This window comes from Xenorhabdus japonica (assembly GCF_900115195.1).
In the GTDB taxonomy this organism is placed as follows: domain Bacteria; phylum Pseudomonadota; class Gammaproteobacteria; order Enterobacterales; family Enterobacteriaceae; genus Xenorhabdus; species Xenorhabdus japonica.
In genome coordinates, this window is record NZ_FOVO01000023.1 from 22,702 (window position 1) to 46,048 (window position 23,347).

The 23,347-nt window shown below is 42.2% G+C and carries 22 protein-coding genes; 3 read left to right on the forward strand and 19 right to left on the reverse strand.

What is annotated here, in order from left to right; genetic code table 11:
• Positions 1-65: 65 nt before the first annotated feature.
• The 14 genes from hinT to yceD all read right to left on the reverse strand — a co-directional run bounded on the left by hinT (position 66) and on the right by yceD (position 11,221).
• Positions 66-416: a purine nucleoside phosphoramidase gene (gene hinT / locus BM135_RS10195; protein ID WP_092519636.1), complete on the reverse strand. Its 351-nt coding sequence runs from the start codon at positions 414-416 to the stop codon at positions 66-68.
• Positions 417-534: 118 nt separating this feature from the next.
• The gene (locus BM135_RS10200) at positions 535-1,320 is read right to left on the reverse strand and encodes a metal-dependent hydrolase (RefSeq protein WP_092519637.1); all 786 of its coding nucleotides are present in this window, start codon (positions 1,318-1,320) and stop codon (positions 535-537) included.
• A gap of 22 nt (positions 1,321-1,342) precedes the next feature.
• A complete protein-coding gene (gene holB, locus BM135_RS10205) occupies positions 1,343-2,332 on the reverse strand; it encodes a DNA polymerase III subunit delta' (RefSeq protein WP_092519638.1) in 990 nt (329 codons plus the stop codon).
• Positions 2,329-2,970 (reverse strand): dTMP kinase, encoded by a 642-nt coding sequence (gene tmk / locus BM135_RS10210; RefSeq protein ID WP_092519639.1) that lies wholly within the window; start codon positions 2,968-2,970, stop codon positions 2,329-2,331. The genes holB and tmk overlap by 4 nt, the downstream gene beginning before the upstream one ends.
• A complete protein-coding gene (gene mltG, locus BM135_RS10215) occupies positions 2,967-3,995 on the reverse strand; it encodes an endolytic transglycosylase MltG (RefSeq protein ID WP_092519640.1) in 1,029 nt (342 codons plus the stop codon). Before mltG ends, tmk begins: the two co-directional genes overlap by 4 nt.
• A gap of 45 nt (positions 3,996-4,040) precedes the next feature.
• Positions 4,041-4,868, reverse strand: coding sequence for an aminodeoxychorismate lyase (pabC, locus tag BM135_RS10220; protein WP_092519641.1), 828 nt, complete (start codon positions 4,866-4,868; stop codon positions 4,041-4,043).
• A 205-nt stretch (positions 4,869-5,073) separates the two neighbouring features.
• On the reverse strand, positions 5,074-6,315 hold the full coding sequence (fabF, locus tag BM135_RS10225) for a beta-ketoacyl-ACP synthase II (RefSeq protein WP_092519642.1): 1,242 nt from the start codon (positions 6,313-6,315) through the stop codon (positions 5,074-5,076).
• Between the two features lie 77 nt (positions 6,316-6,392).
• Positions 6,393-6,626 (reverse strand): acyl carrier protein, encoded by a 234-nt coding sequence (gene acpP / locus BM135_RS10230; protein WP_092519643.1) that lies wholly within the window; start codon positions 6,624-6,626, stop codon positions 6,393-6,395.
• A gap of 151 nt (positions 6,627-6,777) precedes the next feature.
• Complete coding sequence (gene fabG / locus BM135_RS10235; protein WP_092519644.1) at positions 6,778-7,512, reverse strand: 3-oxoacyl-ACP reductase FabG; 735 nt, start codon at positions 7,510-7,512, stop codon at positions 6,778-6,780.
• A gap of 11 nt (positions 7,513-7,523) precedes the next feature.
• Complete coding sequence (fabD, locus tag BM135_RS10240; RefSeq protein ID WP_092519645.1) at positions 7,524-8,453, reverse strand: ACP S-malonyltransferase; 930 nt, start codon at positions 8,451-8,453, stop codon at positions 7,524-7,526.
• An 18-nt stretch (positions 8,454-8,471) separates the two neighbouring features.
• On the reverse strand, positions 8,472-9,425 hold the full coding sequence (locus BM135_RS10245; RefSeq protein WP_092519646.1) for a beta-ketoacyl-ACP synthase III: 954 nt from the start codon (positions 9,423-9,425) through the stop codon (positions 8,472-8,474).
• A 6-nt stretch (positions 9,426-9,431) separates the two neighbouring features.
• Positions 9,432-10,484: a phosphate acyltransferase PlsX gene (plsX, locus tag BM135_RS10250; RefSeq protein ID WP_092519647.1), complete on the reverse strand. Its 1,053-nt coding sequence runs from the start codon at positions 10,482-10,484 to the stop codon at positions 9,432-9,434.
• A gap of 29 nt (positions 10,485-10,513) precedes the next feature.
• Positions 10,514-10,684, reverse strand: coding sequence for a 50S ribosomal protein L32 (gene rpmF / locus BM135_RS10255; RefSeq protein ID WP_004247080.1), 171 nt, complete (start codon positions 10,682-10,684; stop codon positions 10,514-10,516).
• A 12-nt stretch (positions 10,685-10,696) separates the two neighbouring features.
• The gene (yceD, locus tag BM135_RS10260; protein ID WP_092519648.1) at positions 10,697-11,221 is read right to left on the reverse strand and encodes a 23S rRNA accumulation protein YceD; all 525 of its coding nucleotides are present in this window, start codon (positions 11,219-11,221) and stop codon (positions 10,697-10,699) included.
• A 144-nt stretch (positions 11,222-11,365) separates the two neighbouring features.
• On the opposite strand from yceD, the gene BM135_RS10265 reads away from it, so the two are divergent.
• The gene (locus tag BM135_RS10265) at positions 11,366-11,959 is read left to right on the forward strand and encodes a Maf family protein (protein ID WP_092519649.1); all 594 of its coding nucleotides are present in this window, start codon (positions 11,366-11,368) and stop codon (positions 11,957-11,959) included.
• Here the strand turns inward: BM135_RS10265 and rluC are convergent.
• Positions 11,953-12,909: a 23S rRNA pseudouridine(955/2504/2580) synthase RluC gene (gene rluC / locus BM135_RS10270; protein ID WP_092519650.1), complete on the reverse strand. Its 957-nt coding sequence runs from the start codon at positions 12,907-12,909 to the stop codon at positions 11,953-11,955. The two genes, BM135_RS10265 and rluC, sit on opposite strands and share 7 nt — an antisense overlap.
• A 551-nt stretch (positions 12,910-13,460) precedes the next feature.
• Between rluC and rne the strand changes: the two genes are divergently transcribed.
• Entirely contained in the window at positions 13,461-16,757 is a 3,297-nt protein-coding gene (gene rne / locus BM135_RS10275; protein ID WP_092519651.1) for a ribonuclease E, read from the forward strand.
• Between the two features lie 411 nt (positions 16,758-17,168).
• Here the strand turns inward: rne and tmaR are convergent, their stop codons facing one another.
• Positions 17,169-17,489, reverse strand: a complete 321-nt coding sequence (tmaR, locus tag BM135_RS10285) for a PTS system regulator TmaR (protein ID WP_069316200.1) — start codon at positions 17,487-17,489, stop codon at positions 17,169-17,171.
• Between the two features lie 396 nt (positions 17,490-17,885).
• On the opposite strand from tmaR, the gene sbcB reads away from it, so the two are divergent.
• Complete coding sequence (sbcB, locus tag BM135_RS10290) at positions 17,886-19,316, forward strand: exodeoxyribonuclease I (RefSeq protein ID WP_092519652.1); 1,431 nt, start codon at positions 17,886-17,888, stop codon at positions 19,314-19,316.
• Between the two features lie 133 nt (positions 19,317-19,449).
• Here sbcB and dld read toward each other — a convergent pair whose 3' ends face one another.
• From dld to BM135_RS10305, 3 genes are all read right to left on the reverse strand, one after another.
• Complete coding sequence (gene dld / locus BM135_RS10295) at positions 19,450-21,195, reverse strand: D-lactate dehydrogenase (protein ID WP_092519653.1); 1,746 nt, start codon at positions 21,193-21,195, stop codon at positions 19,450-19,452.
• Positions 21,196-21,682: 487 nt separating this feature from the next.
• Positions 21,683-23,059, reverse strand: coding sequence for an APC family permease (locus BM135_RS10300; protein ID WP_092519654.1), 1,377 nt, complete (start codon positions 23,057-23,059; stop codon positions 21,683-21,685).
• A complete protein-coding gene (locus BM135_RS10305; protein ID WP_092519655.1) occupies positions 23,049-23,261 on the reverse strand; it encodes a hypothetical protein in 213 nt (70 codons plus the stop codon). The genes BM135_RS10300 and BM135_RS10305 overlap by 11 nt, the downstream gene beginning before the upstream one ends.
• Positions 23,262-23,347 lie beyond the last annotated feature (86 nt).

A 23,347-nucleotide genomic window follows, 5' to 3' on the forward strand; every position in this document is an offset into this window, starting at 1 on the left:
AATCTACCCTAGTTACATCGCTACCTTGTACCGATACTCATCAATTGGATTATTCTGCCAGCTTCTTATTTTGCTAATAGCGGTCCCAATAGACGGCCACCAATCAAATGCATATGAATATGGAAAACCACCTGTCCTGAATGACGATTACAGTTCATGATTAAGCGGTAACCATCTTCTGCAATACCTTCCTCTTTTGCTATTTTCGCCGCTACTGTAAATAGACGCCCCAAAGCAAGCTCATGATCAGCGGTAACATCGTTAACCGTTGGGATCAGTACATTAGGTATGATCAGAATATGTGTTGGTGCCTGAGGGGAAATATCACGGAATGCTGTTACCAAATCATCCTGGTAAATAATATCTGCAGGAATTTCTCGGCGAATGATTTTACTGAAAATAGTTTCTTCTGCCATCTTACTTCTCCTTTATTATCATGAAAGATGAACAATTATCAAAGGCGGGTACTGAATCTAAATGTTAAACCTTAAACCCGAATACTGATACCTAAAAACACAATGTGTCATGGCTAGCTTAGTTTTCTTTAATATCAATATGAAACAGTTCACAAAAATTTCTTGTCGTCACCGCAGCCAATTCATCAATACTGACACCTTTCAATACTGCCATATATTCAGCAACATCACGTACATAAGCAGGCTGATTCTGTTTGCCACGATGAGGAACAGGTGCCAAATAAGGTGAGTCAGTTTCTACCAGAATGCGATCAAGTGGCACGAATTTTGCTGCCTCACGGATCTGCTCAGCATTACGGAAAGTAACAATGCCAGAAAAAGAGATATAAAAACCCAAATCCAGCACAGCCTTTGCCGTTTCTTTATCTTCCGTGAAACAGTGCAGTACACCACCACACTCTTGTACTTTTTCTTCCCGCAATACCATCAATGTATCGTCCCTTGCTTCACGGGTATGTACAATCACTGGCTTATTTAATTTGCGGCCAATACGGATATGTTCACGAAATGAAGTTCTCTGGAGTTCAGCATTTTCTTTCTGATAATAATAATCCAGACCCGTTTCCCCCATTGCGACAACATCTTCATCCGCAGCCAACCGGGCAAGTTCTTCGAAATCGTAACCTTCATCCAAATTCAATGGATGAATACCACAGGAATACGCTACGTTTTCTCGTTTACCAATCAAATCCTTCATTTGCTGGAAACCAGGCAGCGTCGTTGCTACTGCCAACATGTATTTCACATCCCGTTCTGCGGCTTTCGCCACAACATCATCTACACTTTTGTGCAGTGTTTCATAATCAAGGCAATCGAGATGACAATGCGAATCAACTAAAAACATAATATGCTCATATCTAAATAAGTTACTGTGCGGGACAAAACTGTCTTTCCCAATTGAGTAATTGTTTCGTTAGCAACAATTCCCGATTGACTCCTACTACAGATAATAATTGATGACGGCAATGTACCCAATCATCAACTGTATTTAATAGTGTTTTCACACTTTGAGAAGAAGCAAGATAATGAATCAAGGCCTGCTGATCTTGGTTAATACAGTAATTCTGTGCCTGCTGCCGCCATTTCACTGCATCGGATAATAAGCTGATTAACCAATGCAAAGATTGCTGCACATCATCACGATTCAGCAATGGTAAAAGTGACAGGGTATCACATTTATGCAGAGCCTGTTCAATCGCCTGACAAAGTGAATTTCTTTGTTGCCATTTTTCAGTCTGAAGCAATTGCTGCGCTGCCAATGGCGCTCCTTGAGAAAGCTTTAATGCTGTTTGAGCATCCAGAGAGGATATAGTCGGTAGCTGATTTTGCAGCCAATAAAGCCCTGTCGAAGGTTCAGGTACTGGAATAAAATAGTAAAAGCAGCGGCTACGTAGTGTTGCCAACAAATTTATAGGATTCTGACACTGTAATAGGAAATACGTGTTTTGAGGCGGTTCTTCCAATGTTTTCAACAAGGCGTTAGAAGCAGCATCAGTTAGGGATTCTGCGGATGGGATCCAAGCAATTTTAGCCCCTCCTTGCTGAGAATATTCATAGAGCCTCTCGCTGAGCTGACGCACAGCATCTACTCCAACAATATTTTTTCCTTTTTCAGGAGCAAGAACATGCCAATCAGAATGGGTTTCCGCCAACATTAAGTGGCAGCCGTGGCATTTGCTACAGCTTTTAATACCCTGTTTATTCTGACACATTAACCAGCGACTCAAACCATACAACAATGCATCGGCACCCATCCCAGCATGAGAATGAAGCAAAATAGCGTGATGCCCACGCCCATGTTGATGAAATTCAACTAACTGACGGTATGCATGATTGAGCCACGGGTACCAATTCATGCCTGTATTTCCTGTTCGTTTAACCAATTAAGTAAGATATTGCGGATATTATCCTGCACTTTTTCCAGTGGCTGAGCTGCATCAATCATTTTGATACTGTCATCTTTTGTCACAAGTTCGAGATACCTTGTACGAGTACGGTGGAAAAAATCTAAAGATTCTTTTTCAATACGATCCAGTTCACCACGCGCGCAAGCACGTTGTAAGCCTACTTCTGGGGGTAAATCAAGATAGAGGGTTAAATCTGGATAAAAATCACCCAGTGCAGCTTCGCGTAGTGATTCCATCAAATGTTGATCAATCCCCCGGCCTCCACCCTGGTAAGCCTGAGAAGAAAGATCATGGCGATCACCAACAACCCAAGTTCCCTGTGATAAAGCGGGTTTGATAATATTTTCCACCAATTGAACTCTGGCAGCATATAACATCAATACTTCTGCTTTGTCTGTCAGTGGTTCTCCTTCAATTCCTTGCTTAATCAGCTCACGCAACTTTTCTGCTAATGGTGTCCCACCCGGTTCACGGGTAAGAGTCAAATCAGAAATACCATACTGTTTCAAGGTTTCAACCACTGTTTGGATTGCGGTTGTTTTTCCCGCGCCCTCAAGTCCTTCAATTACAATAAATTTACTGTTCATTTATCCTGCTTTAACCTTTGGCGATAAAGACCTACTGCCTTATTATGTTCTATTAGATTGGTGGTGAATGCGTGGCCACCATCGCCATTCGCAACAAAATATAAGTATTCCGTGACAGCAGGATGTGCCGCTGCCTTAATTGAAGCCAAACCTGGCATAGCGATGGGAGTTGGTGGTAATCCATCAATCATATAAGTATTGTACGGTGTCAACGTATTGAGATTACTGCGAAAAATTGTACCCGTATATTTATCTCCCAATCCATAAATCACCGTCGGATCAGTTTGTAATCTCATCTTTAACCGTAGACGATTCACAAATACAGAAGCAACTTTGGTGCGCTCAGATTCAATTGCAGTCTCTTTTTCAATGATAGAGGCCATGATCAGCATTTCATAAGCGCTTTTATATGGCAGATTCTTTTCTCTGTTTTCCCATTCCTGCCCTACTACCATTTTCATTTTGTTATAGGCTCGTTTGAGTAACTCCACATCACTCGTGCCAGCTGTATACATATAGGTATCAGGATAAAACCAGCCTTCCAGTGATTCCCCCTCTTTCATACCCAAAGCATCAAGCAGTTCTTGCGGTGTTTTACTTTCTATTTCATGCTTTAAGTATGGTGCATTCTGCAATATTTTTGACCAGTCAGAAAGACGACTGCCTTCAACAAAACGAATGGAAAACTGTGTTTCTTTACCACTGGCAAACAGTTGCAAAACATCTCTTAAGGACATCCCTTTTTGCAAACGATAAGTTCCGGCCTTAAACTTCGCCAGCTCCGGCTTAAATCGGAATAACCATGGCAGTAACTGATTATCTTCAATAAGTTTATGCTGGGTTAGTAAAGCTTCCATACCAGTGCGCCCAGTTCCCGCCGGCACAGTAAATATCATCTCTTGACTGAGATTAATATCCTGAGTAGCAAAGTCTTGTATTTTCTTCATGAAAGAAAAGAATACGATCACAGCGATCGCAACAACAATCAATCCGGGCAGAATGAAAATGCGCTTTTTTAGTTTCATTCGATAATCACTTTTATCTGTGCTTCAATGATGAGTACGAAATAGCTAAGGTCTTAAGCACTCAGGTAATAGATACTCATGCAACTCTCTTGATTGATATTTCCACGCAGGTTGGTTTTTATGCGCTTGAATTCGGTCGACTGGAACCACCGGCATCAAGGAATTGCAGATAAGTATCTCATCTGCATGAGCCAAAGCTTCAGGGTAACGCATGACACATAATAAGTTATAATCACTTTCTGCCAACAATTCGATTATCTTTTTCCTCATGACTCCCTCCACACCACACTGGCTAACATCAGGCGTATAAACATTTTTTCCTTTTCGCCAGAAAATATTAGCAGTACAGCATTCAACCAATAGGCCATCACTATCAAGTACTAAAGCTTCATCTGCTTTGGATTGTTCAATGAACTGCTTAATTAAAACCTGCTCCAGACGGTTCAAGTGTTTAATACCAGCCAGATAGGGATTAATTCCCATTGGAATGGGACTAAGAACTAATGAAGCACCTTTTTGGCGCTGAGCAATATATTGTTCAGGATATGAACTCAAAGACAGGATCTGTGTAGGCTCAAGCGTGTCATCAAAACTGTAGCCACGACCTCCCGTACCTCTGGAAAGAATGACTTTCAAAACCCCTGATTCACACCCTTTTACAGCCTGTTTAATCTGGGTCTCAAGCTGAAACCAATCCAGTGCTGGCATAAATAGTTTTTCAACGCCTTTCTGCAACCGTTTTATGTGCAAAGGTAACAAGGCTGGTAATCCTTGCTCAACTCTTATTGTGGTAAAACAGCCATCACCAAATTGTACCGCACGATCATTAACAGGTAAATGATCGCACTGATTACCATTAATCCAATACGTCATTTTAATTTCTTATTTTTGATAAAAAGCGTGATAACCTCAGCTAGTAAGGGGCGTTATAATAATATAGGAGTCTCTACAGTGCAAAAACCCAGGCAAAGACATTTCATAAAAGCAGTTCATAAAAACCATTATAAAAAACAACCATAAAAAACAGGTATAAAAAGCCTCAACAAACGTTGAGGCTTTTTATAAACACAAAGTGATTTTAGATCTTGCGGAAAATCAATGACCCATTGGTGCCACCAAAACCAAAAGAGTTACACAATGCGTATTCCATTCCTTCAACTTTACGTGCTTCACCTGGAACTAAATCCAAGTGACAGCTCTCATCCTTATTCTCCAAGTTAATCGTTGGAGGAACAATCTGATCACGCAGAGCAAGAATAGTAAAAATAGATTCAACAGCGCCTGCAGCGCCCAATAAGTGGCCTGTCATTGATTTGGTTGAACTCACCAATACTTTAGTGCCTTCACCAAAAACAGATTCCACTGCACGCGCTTCTGCAATATCACCAACTGATGTTGAAGTACCATGAGCATTGATGTAACCCACCTGCTCCGGTGAAACTCCCGCATCTTTTAGAGCGTTTTGCATTGCTAAAGCCGCACCCGCTCCATTTTCAGAAGGTGAAGTCATGTGGAAAGCATCGCTGCTCATGCCAAAGCCAATAACTTCAGCATAGATTTTTGCACCACGTTTTTTCGCATGTTCATATTCTTCAAGAACGACAACACCTGCACCATCGCCCAGAACAAAACCATCACGATCTTTATCCCAAGGACGGCTTGCGCCTTGAGGATCATCATTACGGGTTGACAATGCACGTGCAGCACCAAATCCGGCAACACCAAATTCTGTGCTAGCTTTTTCTGCGCCACCTGCCAGCATAATGTCAGCATCATTGTAAGCAATGATACGAGCCGCATGGCCAATATTATGTACGCCAGAAGTGCAAGCAGTTGCAATGGAAATGCTCGGGCCACGAAGACCATACAGGATACTCAAATGGCCTGCCGCCATATTGATGATGGTCGAAGGTACAAAGAATGGGCTGACCTTGCGAGGCCCTGCCGATAACAATGTACTGTGATTTTCTTCAATCAGACCCAAACCACCAATACCAGAACCAATAGCAACACCAAAGCGGCTAGCATTGGCTTCTGTTACTTCGATTCCTGCATCTTCAAAAGCCTGTTTGCCCGCAGCAATACCATACTGAATAAAGAGATCCATCTTCCGTGCTTCTTTGCGCGAAATATTGAAATCTTCATGATTAAAATTTTTCACCACACCTGCAAACTTAGTTGCATGGTTAGAGGTGTCAAAATGTTCGATAAGGCCGATACCACTCTGTCCTGCACAAACAGCGTTCCAAGAAGACTCTACTGTATTGCCGACAGGAGATAACATGCCTAGTCCGGTCACGACTACTCGACGCTTAGACACGGTTATCCTCCAGGGAGGGAAAAAATTTAGGACGAAAAACATAGGCGGTCGAATGACCGCCTAGGTATGTGTGCTTGTTAACCTGCGTTTTCAACGTAGTCAATAGCAGCCTGAACTGTAGTGATTTTTTCAGCTTCTTCGTCTGGGATCTCGATATCGAACTCTTCTTCCAGAGCCATTACCAGTTCAACTGTGTCAAGAGAATCAGCGCCCAAGTCATCAACAAATGAAGCTGTGTTCACAACTTCTTCCTCTTTAACACCCAGTTGTTCAACGATGATTTTCTTAACGCGTTCGTCGATAGTGCTCATACTATTAAATTTCCTATCAAAACTCGCTTCTGCGATGGTTTTCGTAGTTTATAAAATACAGGAAAAGATGCAACCAAATCCCGGCTGGTCGAACCACAATCTGTATTTTCTGTACAAAAAATACATCAAAAACAGAGGGTTCGCTCATTTTTTAGATCATGTACATGCCACCATTGACATGCAATGTCTCACCTGTGATGTAAGCGGCCTCGTCAGAAGCAAGAAACGCTACAGCACTGGCAATTTCCTTTGCATCACCGAGGCGATTGGCAGGAATTCCAGCAGAAATACCTGCTCGTTGCTCGTCTGTCAACGCTCTGGTCATATCAGTTTCAATAAAACCAGGTGCAACAACATTTACAGTGATGCCACGAGAAGCGACTTCACGAGCCAGTGATTTACTAAAACCAACAACTCCTGCCTTCGCTGCCGTGTAATTCGCCTGCCCTGCATTTCCCATCGTTCCAACAACAGAGCCAATGGAAATAATACGTCCATAACGTTTTTTCATCATAGAGCGCATCACTGCTTTTGACAGACGAAAAATCGAAGAAAGATTAGTGTCAATAATATCTTGCCATTCATCATCTTTCATGCGCATCAACAAGTTATCACGAGTGATGCCTGCATTATTAACTAAAATGTCTATTTCACCAAATTCAGCACGAATATTCGATAGTGCATTCTCAATGGATTCAGAATCTGTGACATTCAGTACAAAACCTTTACCTTTATCACCAAGGAAGGCACTGATTGCTTCCGCTCCCTTCTCACTGGTTGCAGTGCCAACAACACATGCACCACGCTCAACCAATAATTCTGCAATCGCACGACCTATACCACGGCTAGCGCCAGTGACCAGTGCAATTTTTCCATCAAAGCTCATGTTTTCCCCAGTCATTTGTTCAGAGCAACTGTGAGTGATGATACATCATTTACTGCTACAGCACTTAAAGTATCAACAATACGTTTCGTTAACCCAGTGAGTACCTTACCCGGCCCGATTTCCAACAATTGTTCAACGCCTTGCTCAGCAATATATTCAACTGATTCTGCCCAACGTACAGGATTATACAGCTGACGAACCAAGGCGTCTCGAATAACATCAGCAGTTTTTTCTACTTTTACATCGACGTTATTCACGATAGGGAATTGTGGCTGGTTAAACTCAACTTCTTGCAGTGCAGCTGCTAGTTGCTCGGCTGCGGATTTCATAAGTGCACAATGCGAAGGCACACTAACAGATAACGGCAACGCACGTTTTGCACCCGCAGCCTTACATGCTGCTCCCGCACGTTCTACGGCATCTTTTTCACCTGCGATCACAACCTGCCCAGGTGAATTGAAATTAACAGGTGAAACAACCTGACCTTGTGCTGATTCTTCACATGCCTTTGCAATAGACTCATTATCTAAACCGATAATGGCATACATTGCCCCTTGCCCTTCTGGTACGGCTTCCTGCATCAGCTTCCCACGCAATTCAACGAGTTTAATTGCTTGTTGGAATTCAATCACACCAGCGCAGACCAGCGCAGAATATTCGCCAAGACTATGACCTGCCATCATGGAAGGCACCTTACCACCTTTCTCCTGCCATATTCGCCAAATCGCCACTGAAGCTGCCAGCAACGCAGGTTGAGTTTTCCAAGTTTTGTTCAGTTCTTCTGCAGGCCCTTGCTGAACTAATGTCCACAAATCATATCCCAAAACCACAGAAGCCTCTGCGAACGTCTGTTCAACCAGTGGAAACTCTGAGGCTAAATCTGCCAACATACCCAGAGATTGAGAACCTTGACCGGGAAAAACCATTGCAAAATCAGACATGTTTATTGTCCTGTTGAGTTAAAAACGTACTAGCGCTGAGCCCCAGGTAAAGCCACCGCCGAATGCTTCAAGTAAAACAAGTTGGCCGCGCTGGATTCTTCCATCACGCACCGCTTCATCGAACGCGGTCGGAACAGATGCTGCCGAGGTATTGCCATGACGATCCAGAGTCACGACCACTTTATCCATTGTCATATCTAATTTCTTGGCCGTTGCCAAAATGATACGCAAATTCGCCTGATGAGGTACCAGCCAATCAAGCTGAGAGTGAGCCAAATTGTTGGCTTCTAATGTTTCATCAACAATATTAGCTAATTCGCGAACAGCAACTTTAAAGACTTCGTTTCCAGCCATAGTCACGTATTCTGGTGTATCACACTTCACTCGACTTTGATGAGGTAATGACAGCAAATCACCATAACGACCATCGGCATGAAGATGCGTAGATAAGATGCCTGGTTCCTCTGAAGCTCCAACTACCATTGCTCCTGCTGCATCTCCGAAAAGAATAACTGTACTGCGATCTTCAGGATCTACAAGTCTTGAAATAATGTCAGAACCGATTACCAGTGCATGTTTAGCAGCACCAGTTTTAATAAATTTATCTACAACGCTCAGCGCGTAAGTAAAGCCAGCACATGCTGCTGCAACATCAAAAGCCGCAATTCCTTGAATTCCCAGTAACTGCTGAATTTGGCACGCCGCACTTGGGAAGGCGTGCGTTGAGCTTGTTGTTGCGACAACGATTAAGTCAATCTGTGCCTTATTGATGCCAGCCATTTCTATGGCCTTTTCAGCGGCTTTAAACCCCAAAATTGCAACATTTTCATCTTCAGCTGCAATACGGCGTTCACGAATGCCTGTCCGAGTCACAATCCACTCGTCAGACGTATCTACCATTTTTTCTAAATCTGCGTTAGTACGCACCTGAGCAGGCAAATAACTGCCCGTACCTAAGATCTTTGTATACATTTATGTTTATTCACTCTTGGGTAATACTGTATCCAGCCGGGCAGCGATTCTGTCAGGAACCTGCTTCTCTATAGCTTGAATAGCTTGATCAATAGCAGCCTTAAAAGCACGTTCATTGGCAGCACCGTGACTTTTGATGACGATGCCACGCAAGCCTAATAACGTTGCTCCGTTATACTGGTCAGGGTTTAGATGGCCAAACCGTTTAGTTACCTGTCTTAGTAACCATTTTTTAAATACCTTCATCTTGAATAGTTTCATCAACCAAGATGATTTTTTCTGCTGACCATCCGGTGACTTTATCAGAGATAGAATCATTCTGATCGCACCTTCCATTGTCTTCAGCGTAACATTACCTGCGAAGCCGTCACATACGAGCACATCCGTTTTTCCCGTCAGTAACTCATTTCCTTCCACATACCCAATGTAATTAATTGCAGAGGCATTGCGTAAAGTTATAGCGGCTTCGCGGATATTATCCAGCCCCTTGGATTCCTCTTCCCCGATATTGAGTAATGCAACGCGTGGATTATCCACACCAGCAACATACTCCGCCATGACGGCGCCCATAATCGCAAACTGAACTAACATGTTGCTATTACAATTAATATTAGCGCCTAAATCCAATACAACCGTCTTCTGCTGTTTTAGATTAGGTATCACGGTCATCAACGCAGGCCGTTCAATTCCTTCAATGGATTTCAGCATCAATTTGGCCAATCCCATCAAAGCGCCCGTATTCCCCGCACTGACACAAGCCTGTGCTTCTCCCGACTTGACTAAATTTAATGCTATACGCATTGAAGTACCGTGACTGGAACGAATAGCCTGAGATGGCCTTGCATCGTTGGAAACGATATGTTCCGCAGGGACAATTTGCAAGCGGCTGAGCAGCTCAGCATTTTGATTTGCAAGCAAAGGGGAGATAGTTTCGGGATTACCGACCAACAATAGCTTCAGTTGTGGATTAGATGCCAGTGCCTGCAATGCAGCAGGCACCGTAACACGAGGACCAAAGTCCCCGCCCATAGCATCTAACGCTAAGGTTAGATTAGCCAAGATATCAACTTGCTAATGATTAGCTGAAATTACTTGTTGATTACCTTGCGGCCACGGTAATAACCATCAGCAGTCACGTGATGGCGCAGGTGAGTTTCACCAGAAGTTTTGTCTACAGAGACATGTGTTGCAGTCAGTGCGTCATGAGAACGACGCATACCACGTTTAGAACGAGTTGGTTTATTCTGTTGTACGGCCATTGACCTTACTCCTTAAGTACTTTTCTTTAAACTGGCTAATACGGCAAATGGGTTTGGCTTTTCCGCTTCAGGAGGAAGTTCACCAAACACCATATCCGCGTCGGACACTTCACAGTGTTCAGAATCATGTACCGGAACTACCGGCAGAGATAGAATTATTTCATCTTCAATCATTGCCAGCAAATCTATTTCGCCAAATTCGTTAACGTCTATTGGCTCATACTCTTCCGGTAATGCCTCAGCCTGCTCATCATTGACGACCGGGCTAAAACAATACGTTGTGTGAACATGATGACTGAAATTACTGCCACAACGCTGGCAGGCAAGCGTAACATCCACATCGGAATGCCCTTTTACAACTGCCAGACGCTGATTATCAATTTCAAATGATAATGAGCTATCTACATCACTATCCACACTGACCACGGATTCCGCAATACGAGAAACTTGCCCAGCAGAATAACTACCATGGTAGTCCAATCTCTTCTGGGCTGTTCGAAGCGCATCGATGGTCAGGGGTAATTTTACCTTTTGCATAAGGCGCGCATATTATCTTTGTAATGAGACATAGTCAAAGAAAAAGGCCACACATCTGCGCCTTTCCGTTAAATATTCGCTTATTAAGCGGCGTATAGTTTAAAATGCCTACGAATATTTCTCTACGTATTTTATGGAAAAATGATGCTTCCGATTGTTTTATCGTCAACTTCTGTATATCGACGCCTATTATTAGAAAAGTTGGGGTTACCTTTTACTTGTGCTTCCCCCAATATTGATGAAAGCCCGCTGGAAAATGAAAGCCCAAAACAATTGGTAATACGGCTGTCACACGCAAAAGCCGTTACATTGCAATGGGAACATTCTAGCCATCTGATTATAGCGTCAGATCAAGTTTGTGTTTTAGATGATAAAATTACAGGCAAGCCACATAATTTGGAGAATGCTTTCTTACAGCTGAAAAAAGCCAGTGGAAAATGTGTCACTTTTTATACCGGCATTACATTATTCAATAGCAAAACAGGAAGTGTTGATACTCGTTGTGAGCTATTCCATGTCTATTTCAGAGAGCTTACAGAAACAGAAATTATCCATTATTTAAACAAAGAAAAACCCTTCAATTGTGCTGGTAGTTTCAAAAGTGAAGGTTTAGGAATTACGTTATTTGAAAAACTTGATGGTAAAGATCCAAATACACTTATCGGTTTACCATTAATAACTTTAACAGAAATGCTTATCCGTCAGGGGATAAACCCACTGACGGCATATTCTCAGTGATTATTGTGTCGCAGTGTTCTTAAACACTTCCACAACCTATCATCCATTGGGGCTTCGAAACGTAGCGTTTCCCCCGTGGATGGATGGGTGAATTTTAATGAGCTGGCATGCAAGAACAATCGGTTAAGTCCGGTTTCTGTAAGCTGTGCATCAAATGCTCTATCACCATAACGATCATCAAACGCAATAGGATGACCGGCATATAAAGTGTGCACGCGGATCTGATGGGTTCGTCCCGTTACTGGACTCACTCGTACCAATGTCGCAAACATATATCGCTCTTCAACTTTGAAACGTGTTTCAGACTGTTTGCCTTCTTTACTGACTTTAACCACCCTTTCCCCGCTTTGCAGGATATTTTTCAACAAAGGTGCTTCTACTACTTTACAATGGGATTGCCATTGCCCGCGTACTAGTGCCAGATAGTCTTTCTGCATCTGCTTCAAGCGTAATTGCTCATGCAATGCCCGCAATGCAGAACGCTTTTTCGCAATCAACAGAATACCCGATGTATCACGATCGAGCCTATGTACCAGTTCAAGGAAGCGCGCTTCAGGACGCAGGGCACGTAGTCCTTCTATCACGCCAAAACTCAAGCCGCTGCCTCCATGCACCGCGGTTCCCGACGGTTTGTTTATGACTAAAATATGATCATCTTCATACAAGATACATTCTGCCAGAGCTGCAACTTTATCCAGCTTGGCAGATACAGGGGTTTCTTGCCTTTCTGCTACCCTAACCGGTGGGATCCTGATGACATCACCTGCTGTCAATTTATATTCAGGCTTGATTCTTCCTTTGTTAACTCGAACTTCACCTTTACGCAAGATCCGATAGATCATGCTCTTAGGTACACCTTTTAAACGAGCCAGCAAAAAGTTATCAACTCGCTGACCAGCCTCATCGTCATCAATCGTGACAAATTGTACAATTTGATTATTTGTTTTCATGGACAAGATTCTAATAATCCAACAAACAGAGCGCCACTCATTTTTAAATGTGCCTAAATAACATCCATTTTTTCTACTTCATTATTTCAAGTGTCTTAGGATAAAGACTAAAGATTAACAAGTTATCACTATTTCCTAATAAAAAACCCGCAAAGCGACAAAGTCACCTTGCTATCACCCCAATAGCAATGGAATAATGCTTTCTGGCCACAGTTTACTAAACTATGAATGGCAAGATTGAAATTGTTTGTTATCTGTTTGATCGAACAAAAACGCAGCAAATGCATAAGACGTAATGTTTGATCAAGCAATTTATGGGCTGTGGGTGGCAGCTTACTGGATTGGGAAAAATTTGTACCTATGCTATTGCAGCATCCCAATAGAGTACTGTGTTTAAATGAAATTCAGACTCATCGACAAATAGGCACCTCTATGCAAACGATAGCCGTGAGGCTGGCGGTTTTGTAAAAGACACGAGGTCATCGGTAGCCAGTAGTTCTCCCTCGTTTACTCGCAGCTCTATATTAATGTAAAATAATGAGTAAGTTAGAATGAAAAGAATGTTAATCAACGCAACCCAGCAGGAAGAGTTGCGCGTTGCCCTTGTTGATGGGCAACGTCTTTATGATTTAGATATTGAAAGTCCAGGACACGAGCAGAAAAAGGCAAATATATATAAAGGTAAAATTACTCGAATTGAACCTAGCCTAGAAGCCGCTTTTGTTGATTACGGCGCGGAACGTCATGGTTTCCTACCCATTAAAGAAATTGCTCGCGAATATTTCCCAAGTAATTATCACTCCCACGGCCGCCCTAACATTAAGGATATCCTTAAAGAAGGTCAGGAAGTCATCGTCCAAGTTGATAAAGAAGAACGAGGTAACAAAGGCGCCGCTTTAACAACCTTTATCAGTTTGGCTGGTAGCTATCTAGTTCTGATGCCAAATAACCCAAGAGCGGGCGGAATTTCTCGCCGCATTGAGGGAGATGACCGCATCGAATTAAAAGAAGCGCTTTCTTCCCTTGAAGTTCCAGAAGGTATGGGGCTTATTGTTCGTACCGCAGGTGTAGGCAAATCTGCCGACGCTTTGCAGGGGGACTTGAATTTCCGTTTGAAACATTGGGAAGCTATCAAAAAAGCCGCAGACAACCATCCCGCTCCGTTCCTGATCCATCAGGAAAGTAATGTTATCGTGCGTGCATTCCGTGATTATCTTCGTCCAGACATTGGGGAAATATTGATTGATAACCCTAAAATTCTTGACTTAGCACGCCAGCATATCACAGCATTGGGACGTCCTGATTTTGCCAGTAAAATCAAACTGTACAGTGGTGAAGTCCCACTGTTCAGCCATTATCAAATCGAATCGCAAATCGAATCTGCCTTCCAGCGGGAAGTTCGGCTGCCTTCTGGCGGTTCAGTAGTCATCGATACTACTGAAGCCTTGATATCTATCGATATCAACTCATCCCGTTCAACCCGCGGGGGTGATATCGAAGAAACAGCATTTAATACCAACTTGGAAGCCGCTGATGAAATTGCACGTCAATTGCGTTTGCGTGACCTTGGTGGCCTTATTGTTATCGATTTCATTGACATGACCCCGGTGCGCCATCAACGTGAGGTTGAGAACCGACTGCGTGATGCTGTACGCCAAGATCGCGCCCGCATTCAAATCGGCCGAATTTCCCGCTTTGGATTACTGGAGATGTCACGCCAACGCTTAAGTCCATCTCTTGGTGAATCCAGCCATCATGTCTGCCCTCGTTGCAGCGGTACCGGAACTATTCGAGATAACGAATCACTGTCTCTCTCTATTCTTCGCTTAATCGAAGAAGAAGCTCTGAAAGAAAATACGCATCAGGTTCATGCAATTGTTCCTGTGCAAATTGCTTCCTACTTACTGAATGAAAAACGTAAGGCAGTCAGTGCCATTGAGCATCGTCAAGGCGGTGTTGGAGTTGTCATTGTTCCAAACGATCAAATGCAGACTCCGCATTTTTCTGTTTTACGTGTACGTAAAGGCGAAGAAATTTCAACCTTGAGCTATTTACTTCCACAACTGCATGAAGCTGAAATGACAAATGTTCAGGATGATGTTCAGCATGAACGCAAACGTCCAGAGCAACCTGCCATTTCAACTTTTGATCTGCCCGCAGAGACAACTGCATCATCGGTAGTAGAAAAAGCAAAAACAAAAGAGAAAAAAGCGGTAATCAATAATCAGAAACAAACTGAAAAACCAGGCTTATTCAGTCGATTCTTAAGTATCCTGAAAAAAATGTTCAGTGGTGAAGAAGAAAAACAGCCCCAAGAAAAGAGCAAAAAATCTTCTAGTAATGATAATCGCCGTTCACCAGAACGTCGCAACTCACGCCGTCAGAATCAACGTCGCGAACGTAACGAAAATGATGTGCGCAATAACCGTGAGCGTGATGAGCAACGCAAGGGCCGTAGTAACGCTAACGCCCAGCAGAAAAATAATGCTCAAGATAGCATTGTGATAGATAATGAAGCTCGTGAAGCGCAGCAGCAGCAACGTCGTGAACAACGAGCTGAACGTCAGCGTCGTCGTCAAGAAGAAAAACGTCAGCAACAATTGGAAGAAAAAGCTCAGCAGACAACAAATCAATCCGATGTCGTCGAAGAAGTTGAAGAGTGTCAACCAGTCATGCCTCGCCGTCAACGCCGCCAGCTTGAGCAAAAAGTACGTATCACTGACAAAGTGAAACAAGAAACTAATGTTGCTGCCTTACCAGCAGTGATACCGGAACCTGTATCAGCAAACAGCAACAAAGAGACAAAAGAGACAAAAGCGTCTGTACCAACCATTATTGACTCAAATGCTGAAACCGCTAACCAACCTGAAATATCACAAAATACGGTTGCACAAGATGCAGATTCACAAAACTCAGAATCACAAGCTGTTGCGCCACAAAACAATGATCAGCAAGACAACACAATGCCGCGTCGTTCCCGCCGTTCCCCACGCCACTTACGCGTTAGTGGTCAACGTCGTCGTCGCTATCGTGATGGACGTAATCTGACTCAATCACCAGTACCATTGAAAATGGCTGTAGTATCTCCAGAATTGGCATCAGGCAAAGTGTGGGTTCGTTATCCAGTTACACCTGTGGCCATTGCTGAATCTGGAATTTCAACTTCTGCTAACGTAATTATCGAAACGGTTGAAGAAAAAACAACCCCTGTGCAGCAGGAAAAAGTCATTCTGGTGCCTTCAATCGCAGAATCAGCACCAACTGTAGTAGTGCCACAGATTGAAGTAACTGAGCAGAAAGTTGCAGAGCAACAAGAAGGCACTGATCATGACAATGCTAAATCTGCTATTAATGACACTTCCATCGTAACACCAGTAGAGCCGGAATTAGAAAGACCTAAAGTTTCTGAGCCGGAAAACGTGGAACCTGTCATTAACCATGATGAAAAACATCAGTCAGAACTTTTAGGCGATGCAGAACCGCATATCCTAGTATCACATGATTCTGAAGAAATACGTCACACGGCAGATTCTATCATTGTGACGTCTATAGTCGAACAGGAACATCATGAAGAACAACCAGCTGTCGCAACGAAAATATACTCTAAGGCAGAGGAGGTTAAAACGGAAGAGACAAAAGTTGTTGAGTCTTCGACTATCATGGAAAAAAATCATCACGCTTATTCCCCAATGATGAAAGCGCCAGCACCAGATATGGTGACCAAACCTGTTATTATCACTGAATGGCAACGCCCGGCTTATCCATTCGCAGGGAAAGGCGGTGCAGGCGGACATTCTGCAACAAATATTGCAACCTCTGCCATGTCCAAACCTCAGCCATTCGAATAATTAGATATTTTGGTTGATTGTAAATCCAAATGGCTCCCAACACAGGGAGCCATTTTTTTATCCTATCCATTGCAAAAACTAATTAGTTTCATTTCTTTCAATCATCGATTCCAATAAACTCGAATAGTTTACAATCATCCGTCTCGGTGGCCTTACGGATCAATCTGGGACTGGGCATTGCAAACTTTATCAAGAAGAAGTTCATGGCATGGTGAACCGAGAGAATGTAGCAAAACAATTGGTGCAACTGTCTGAAGATGAACAAACTTACTACCAGATTTATGCCTTAATTGATCCAGAACTCAAGCCTCATTGGAGCTAAGTTTTACTGACACCAAAAGGCAACCACGCCTAATGGCGTGGTTAAGTACCAATTCAAATTGGAATTACTCTTTTTTAAATAACTAAAACTTACTTGACTCCACCATCCATCGCTTTGAGTTTCTTAGATAACTCACGGCGTTCTTTAGATAGCTCAGCATTTTTGATGATATATTCATCAACACGTTCTTCATAATCACTGCGCATATGAGCAATGATTCCTTGAATATCTTCAACCGACATTCCCGGTTTTATGTAATCGCTCAGATTATCGAGCAGGAGTACACGTTTTTGGTTATCTCGAACTTTTTTCTCATTGTCTACAATTTCGCGTTGTAATTTGTTTTTTCGACGAAATATACGCACAAATTCCAGTACATTGTGGAATGTTGGTTTATTTGTGTTATCCATTTTTCATACCTTTTTAATTTCAGACCGATAAATTTTTATGCTAACTACACAATACAATTTCAAGCAATGCGTAGACAAGTCAGTTTCAACAATTTATTGATGAAAACTACTTTCCAGATATATTCCTAATCAAATTTCTTTCCTACACACCTGGAATCCAATAGCTACCACTGCCATGATAATATGGTTTACCATGTACAACACGTGATTTAGTGTCATTGAGAGTCATCGTTTTTGACGCGCACTTCGTATATAAATTTGGTGGATATCCTTGATTTGGATTTAACCAAACAAGAAATATACCTAGCGATAGAATTGGATAGATGAGACACCAATGGAAGTATAATCCATTGATTAGTAATAATAAAAATTAGTGATAACGGAGAGTACACAATCTTGAATACCAGTAAAGAAAATCAAAGTTTCTACTTTCATGACTATGAAACTTTTGGTAAGCATCCGGCCCTAGATCGTCCCGCACAATTTGCGGGAGTTCGCACCGACAGTGATTTCAATATCATTGAAGAGCCTTTAGTGGTGTATTGTGCTCCCGCTGACGATTATCTTCCCGATCCTGAAGCTGTCATGATCACAGGAATTACACCTCAATTGGCATTAAAAAAAGGTGTCAACGAAGCTGAATTTGCCCGGCTAATTCATGAAGAATTCAGCAAACCCAATACATGTATTCTTGGCTATAATAATATTCGTTTTGATGACGAGGTCAGCCGTAATATCTTCTATCGTAATTTTTACGATCCTTATGCCTATAGCTGGCAAAAAGGCAACTCCCGCTGGGATTTACTTGATGTATTACGTGCCTGCTATGCCCTGCGTCCGGAAGGCATTGTCTGGCCTGAAAATGAGGATGGATTGCCTAGCTTCAAACTGGAACATCTGACAAAAGCCAACGGAGTTGAGCATACTCATGCTCATGATGCTATGTCCGATGTTTATGCCACTATTGCAATGGCAAAATTGGTGAAAAAAGCCCAGCCTAAACTGTTCGATTATTTTTTCCAATTGAGAAATAAACAGAAAGTCAGCAATCAAATTGATATCCCACAAATGAAACCTCTGGTTCATGTATCGGGCATGTTCGGAACTCTGCGCAGCAATATTAGTCTGATTGCCCCTTTGGCATGGCATCCAAGTAACCGCAATGCAGTTATCATGTGCGATCTGGCAGGTGATGTTTCTACACTTCTGGAACTCAGCGCAGATGAATTACGCGAACGTTTGTATACTCGACGGGATGAATTACAGCCAGACCAAAGCCCGGTGCCAATTAAACTAGTGCATATTAATAAATGTCCAATCATTGCACCTGAAAATACCTTGCGCCCAAAAGATGCAGAGCGAGTTGGATTAGATCGCAACCAGTGTGAGCGAAATTTGGCTATTTTGCGCAATCACCCACAAATTAGAGAAAAAGTCGTTGAACTGTTTTCTCATCCAGAAGAATTTCCTGAATCTGATAATATCGATACTAAACTATACAGCGGTTTTTTCAGTGATGCTGACAAAACTGCTATGGAAATTATCAGAAAAACCTCCCCCCAAAACTTACCAGCCTTGGATCTAACATTCCAAGATACACGCATTAAGCCACTATTATTTCGCTATCGTGCAAGAAATTATCCAGCAACACTGGATCATGATGAACAACAACGTTGGCTGCGCTATCGCCAAGATACGCTAACACAGGAAAATATCAGCCAATATCTTGCAGCTATTGAAGGGCTTTTTATTGAATATCAATCTGATGAAGAAAAATGCCGCCAGTTAAAAACACTGGTTGATTATGCAATTCAAATAGCTGGATAAAATCCTATATAAATTCTATGCCCAATAGATTTCAAGTTGTAACCTGAACGATAAAGAGAATATTTGTTTAAAAAAGAAAAAGACCAACATCAATGTTGGTCTTTTTCTTTTTTTGCTCCATCATGAATGCAAACTAATCATTTTGATGTTCAGTAAATTGGCAACCACACCCTCTCCCCCAATTTTTCAGCTTGGAAGTTTTACCAATCCCCGGATTTAAAGTATTAGTTGGATCCGTCAATTGATAGAAGCGCTTAAGCTGTGGTTTAGCTTTATACAAGTGGCCAACGTTATGCTCGGCAGGATATTCCGCACCTCGTTGATTTAAAATCTCCAGCATTTTTATTTTCAATGCATGAACATCTGTACCTTTTTTAACGATGTAGTCTTGATGGAATACATGACACATAAAATGTCCATAATATAGCCGATGAACTAATACTTCATTGATTTCAGCGGGCAAAGTTTCAAACCATTCACGATCATTACGGCGCAAAGCGATATCTAATGCCAAAATATCTTCTACTTCATTATTGTGAACAGCTTGATAACGAATGGCTGCCCCTGCGGCTGCAAAACGATGTAAGAATGCTTTCGCCCCCTCTTCTGGGGAACAAGCAAAATACTCTCCATCAGCTTGCTTAAAATAACTCTCCAACCACTCACTCGCCTCTTTTATGCCTTCACCCGACATTTTCAGCATCAAATGATGTTCAAAGCGGTTTCGATATTCTTTCAGGCGAGTGGGTAAATGAGAAGGTAATAAACGGCTCAGCCCTTGTATGACACGATCTGTCAGATGTGATGGCAAAAATGGCACTTTGCCTAATGTGGCCTCGACTCGTCCTTTCAGGTTGAAAAACATTGGCATTTTATCTGTGCCCAGTTTATCAATCATAACAAAGGTGTCTTTCCCATATATTTCTGCAATATCAAATATATCCCGATGCATATATTCTCCAGCGACTGGTAAGTGCTGGAAATTCGATAGAATATGGCGCCGCAATGCTGTCAATACTTCCGGTTGGTTAGTGCCGATATAAAAAACCTGCGAAGATGGCTCTGCCGGAAAAGTATCAAGACGGACCGCAAAAACAACCAATTTTCCCGCACAACCCGAAGCTTCAAACAACCTGCGCTCATCAGCATTAAATCTTGATGGCGTATCTGCATCTACATCTCGGATGCGCTGTGAATATTCATGATCAGAGGCGACTCTATCGCCATGCTGAATATCTTCGGTTCGATAACGTTGCTCTTCCAGACAAATCAAAATATCTTCAGGCTGATCACCCAAGGATATTCCCAAATGGTTAATTAGTTCAGCCTCCCCCTTTTCATTGACTCGGCCATAAAGTGCCATTTCAGTATAAGCGGGTCCCCGTTGAACCAAAGAACCCCCTGAGTTATTGCAAATTCCACCAATAACGGATGAACCAATACAGGACGAACCAATAACTGAATGTGGTTCACGTCCCAATGGTTTCAATTCCTTCTCTAAATGCCACAATGTACTGCCGGGAAACGCAATAACTTGATTCGTTGATTGAAGAATCTGAATTTTATCCATTCGTAAGGTACTGATAATGACGATATCACGGTCATAATCATTGCCATTCGGTGTTGATCCCTCCGTTAACCCAGTATTGGCTGCCTGCATCAAAATGATTTTGTCAGCCTCAACACAGGCTTTGAATACTTTCCACTGCTCCAATAATGAACCCGGAAATACAACCGCAAGGGCATTTCCTTGTCCAGAACGAAAACCTTTTCGGTAGCGTTCCGTTTTTCTAGGTTCAATGAGGATATGAGAGGACCCAACAATATTCGTGAGAGTGGCAATTAATTGCTGATTCTGAGGATTTTTAGCATCATTCATCATAATTCTCTTACCTTACTAGAGCCAGACAGACCAGCTCTCAATGAAATCAGGCATGGCTAATTTACCATTTATTATATGATGTCTTTTGATAAAATCTGTATGATTTATACTCTTTTTTCATTTCAAGTAAAAATCTACCTTCATAGAAGGCAGTATTGATTGTGCCCCAAACGGATGCACAAAAAACTAAAAATAAGTATCCCCCGGCATAGCCCTGTCTCTTATACACAACTTTGTATCCTGCTGTTTTTTATATAAATTATTTTAAACTCCTCGAGACAGCATTAGAGAATATTTCCTTTAAAATCAGTTGGGTATATTTATCAAATTGCGGTTATTTGCTCGTAATTTAAGATGTGACTAAAAGACAGGCCTAGCAGGGGGTTTTCTATATATAATAAAACAGCACCCGATGGTGCTGTTTTAAAACCAAATTTTCAATTCAACTTACTGGTTTTTAGCAATAAACTAAACCACTTTCTGACTATGATTCAGTAAACTGTGGCATTGGTTGACGGAAGCTACGAGTCAGGAAAAACATGTAAAGAAGACCAATGCTCCCCCAAACCAAACCTAATTCCATAGAGTTTACTTCCAAATTCATCCACAAGACACCCACAGTCGCAGCACCAAGAAGTGGTAAGATCAAGAAGTTCAAGGTATCTTTCAATGTATTATTGCGACGTTCACGAATATAGAATTGAGAAATCACCGATAAGTTCACAAACGTAAATGCAACCAATGCACCAAAATTAATCAGAGCCGTTGCAGTCACCAGATTCAACCAACCTGCGGATAAAGCAATAATGCCAACCAATATCACGTTGATTGATGGAGTACGCCATTTAGGGTGAACATAAGCAAATACTTTTTCAGGCAATACACCATCACGCCCCATTACATAGAGTAGACGAGATACACCTGCGTGTGCTGCCATACCAGAAGCCATCACGGTTACACAGGAAAACACCAAAATAATTGATTGAAATAGTGCCCCTGCAACGTACAGCATAATTTCTGGTTGAGATTCATCAGGGTTTTTAAACCGAGAAATATCAGGGAAATAGAGCTGTAAGAAATAAGACACCGCAATGAAGATAACACCACCAATTAATGCAGTCAGGAAAATCGCTTTCGGAATAACCTTTTCTGCATTAGGTGTTTCTTCAGATAAAGAGCTAATACCATCAAACCCGAGGAAAGAGAAACAAAGTATCGTCGCTCCGGTTATCATTGGAATCAATTTTGCTTCTTCCGACGTAAACGGTCGCATACTGAACAAAGTGCCAGCACCTTCCCCGCTATGTACGCCATACATTAAGAAACCGACAAATGCCACTATGACAGCAATTTGCACAACCACAATCAGGCCATTAAGGTTTGCTACAACGTTAATACCACTCAGGTTGAACACTGTCATCAATACTGCCAAACTAGCCACAAAGATCCAAGGATCAATGCCTGGGAAAATGGCTTGAAGATAAATTTTTGCCAGCAAGATATTGATCATCGGCATAAGCAGATAATCTAGTAAAGACGACCAACCTACCATAAACCCAAGATGGGGATTCATTGATTTTTGTACGTATGTGTAGGCGGAACCTGCTGATGGGAAACGTTTTACTAATTTTCCATAACTTAAAGCTGTAAATAAAATTGCGGTCAGTGCGATAGCATAAGATGTCGCAACATGTCCATCCGTCAATTTAGAAACTATGCCAAAAGTATCAAAGATGGTCATTGGCTGCATGTACGCAAGACCCATCATGACTACTTGAAACAGAGTCAATGTTCTTCTCAATTGAACGCGATTGCTGGCGCTGGCTTGGTTAGTGCCGATAGGGATTGAATTATGCGACATGAGCGAAACCTCCCATAACTTCGATCTGGGTACTGATACAACTACTTAATCGATAGTTACTGGGTAGACTTCGCATCTGTCTATGGACAGAAAAGAAAGAAGAATTAGAGGATGGTGAACTGACAGAGGGCCATGCCCCGTAGTCATCGTTGCAGCAACGAGCGCCAATTGGCACAAGTGCAAAAGAGAATAGTTGCTCCATATTTGCATTCCTCAGTACAGCAACCCTGTTTCAATTATGGTTGCTTATGGTCAATATCGATCCGGAACAGAATCCGGCCTCTTGGT

Coding starts and splice junctions, on each gene's coding strand:
- BM135_RS10305 (WP_092519655.1), bottom strand. CDS start 23,261: ATGGAGCAACTATTCTCTTTTGCACTTGTGCCAATTGGCGCTCGTTGC.
- BM135_RS10245 (WP_092519646.1), bottom strand. CDS start 9,425: ATGTATACAAAGATCTTAGGTACGGGCAGTTATTTGCCTGCTCAGGTG.
- mltG (WP_092519640.1), bottom strand. CDS start 3,995: ATGAAACTAAAAAAGCGCATTTTCATTCTGCCCGGATTGATTGTTGTT.
- yceD (WP_092519648.1), bottom strand. CDS start 11,221: ATGCAAAAGGTAAAATTACCCCTGACCATCGATGCGCTTCGAACAGCC.
- BM135_RS10200 (WP_092519637.1), bottom strand. CDS start 1,320: ATGTTTTTAGTTGATTCGCATTGTCATCTCGATTGCCTTGATTATGAA.
- BM135_RS10265 (WP_092519649.1), top strand. CDS start 11,366: ATGCTTCCGATTGTTTTATCGTCAACTTCTGTATATCGACGCCTATTA.
- tmaR (WP_069316200.1), bottom strand. CDS start 17,489: ATGGATAACACAAATAAACCAACATTCCACAATGTACTGGAATTTGTG.
- acpP (WP_092519643.1), bottom strand. CDS start 6,626: ATGAGCACTATCGACGAACGCGTTAAGAAAATCATCGTTGAACAACTG.
- holB (WP_092519638.1), bottom strand. CDS start 2,332: ATGAATTGGTACCCGTGGCTCAATCATGCATACCGTCAGTTAGTTGAA.
- rpmF (WP_004247080.1), bottom strand. CDS start 10,684: ATGGCCGTACAACAGAATAAACCAACTCGTTCTAAACGTGGTATGCGT.
- rluC (WP_092519650.1), bottom strand. CDS start 12,909: ATGAAAACAAATAATCAAATTGTACAATTTGTCACGATTGATGACGAT.
- tmk (WP_092519639.1), bottom strand. CDS start 2,970: ATGAACAGTAAATTTATTGTAATTGAAGGACTTGAGGGCGCGGGAAAA.
- pabC (WP_092519641.1), bottom strand. CDS start 4,868: ATGACGTATTGGATTAATGGTAATCAGTGCGATCATTTACCTGTTAAT.
- hinT (WP_092519636.1), bottom strand. CDS start 416: ATGGCAGAAGAAACTATTTTCAGTAAAATCATTCGCCGAGAAATTCCT.
- fabG (WP_092519644.1), bottom strand. CDS start 7,512: ATGAGCTTTGATGGAAAAATTGCACTGGTCACTGGCGCTAGCCGTGGT.
- rne (WP_092519651.1), top strand. CDS start 13,461: ATGAAAAGAATGTTAATCAACGCAACCCAGCAGGAAGAGTTGCGCGTT.
- BM135_RS10300 (WP_092519654.1), bottom strand. CDS start 23,059: ATGTCGCATAATTCAATCCCTATCGGCACTAACCAAGCCAGCGCCAGC.
- fabD (WP_092519645.1), bottom strand. CDS start 8,453: ATGTCTGATTTTGCAATGGTTTTTCCCGGTCAAGGTTCTCAATCTCTG.
- dld (WP_092519653.1), bottom strand. CDS start 21,195: ATGAATGATGCTAAAAATCCTCAGAATCAGCAATTAATTGCCACTCTC.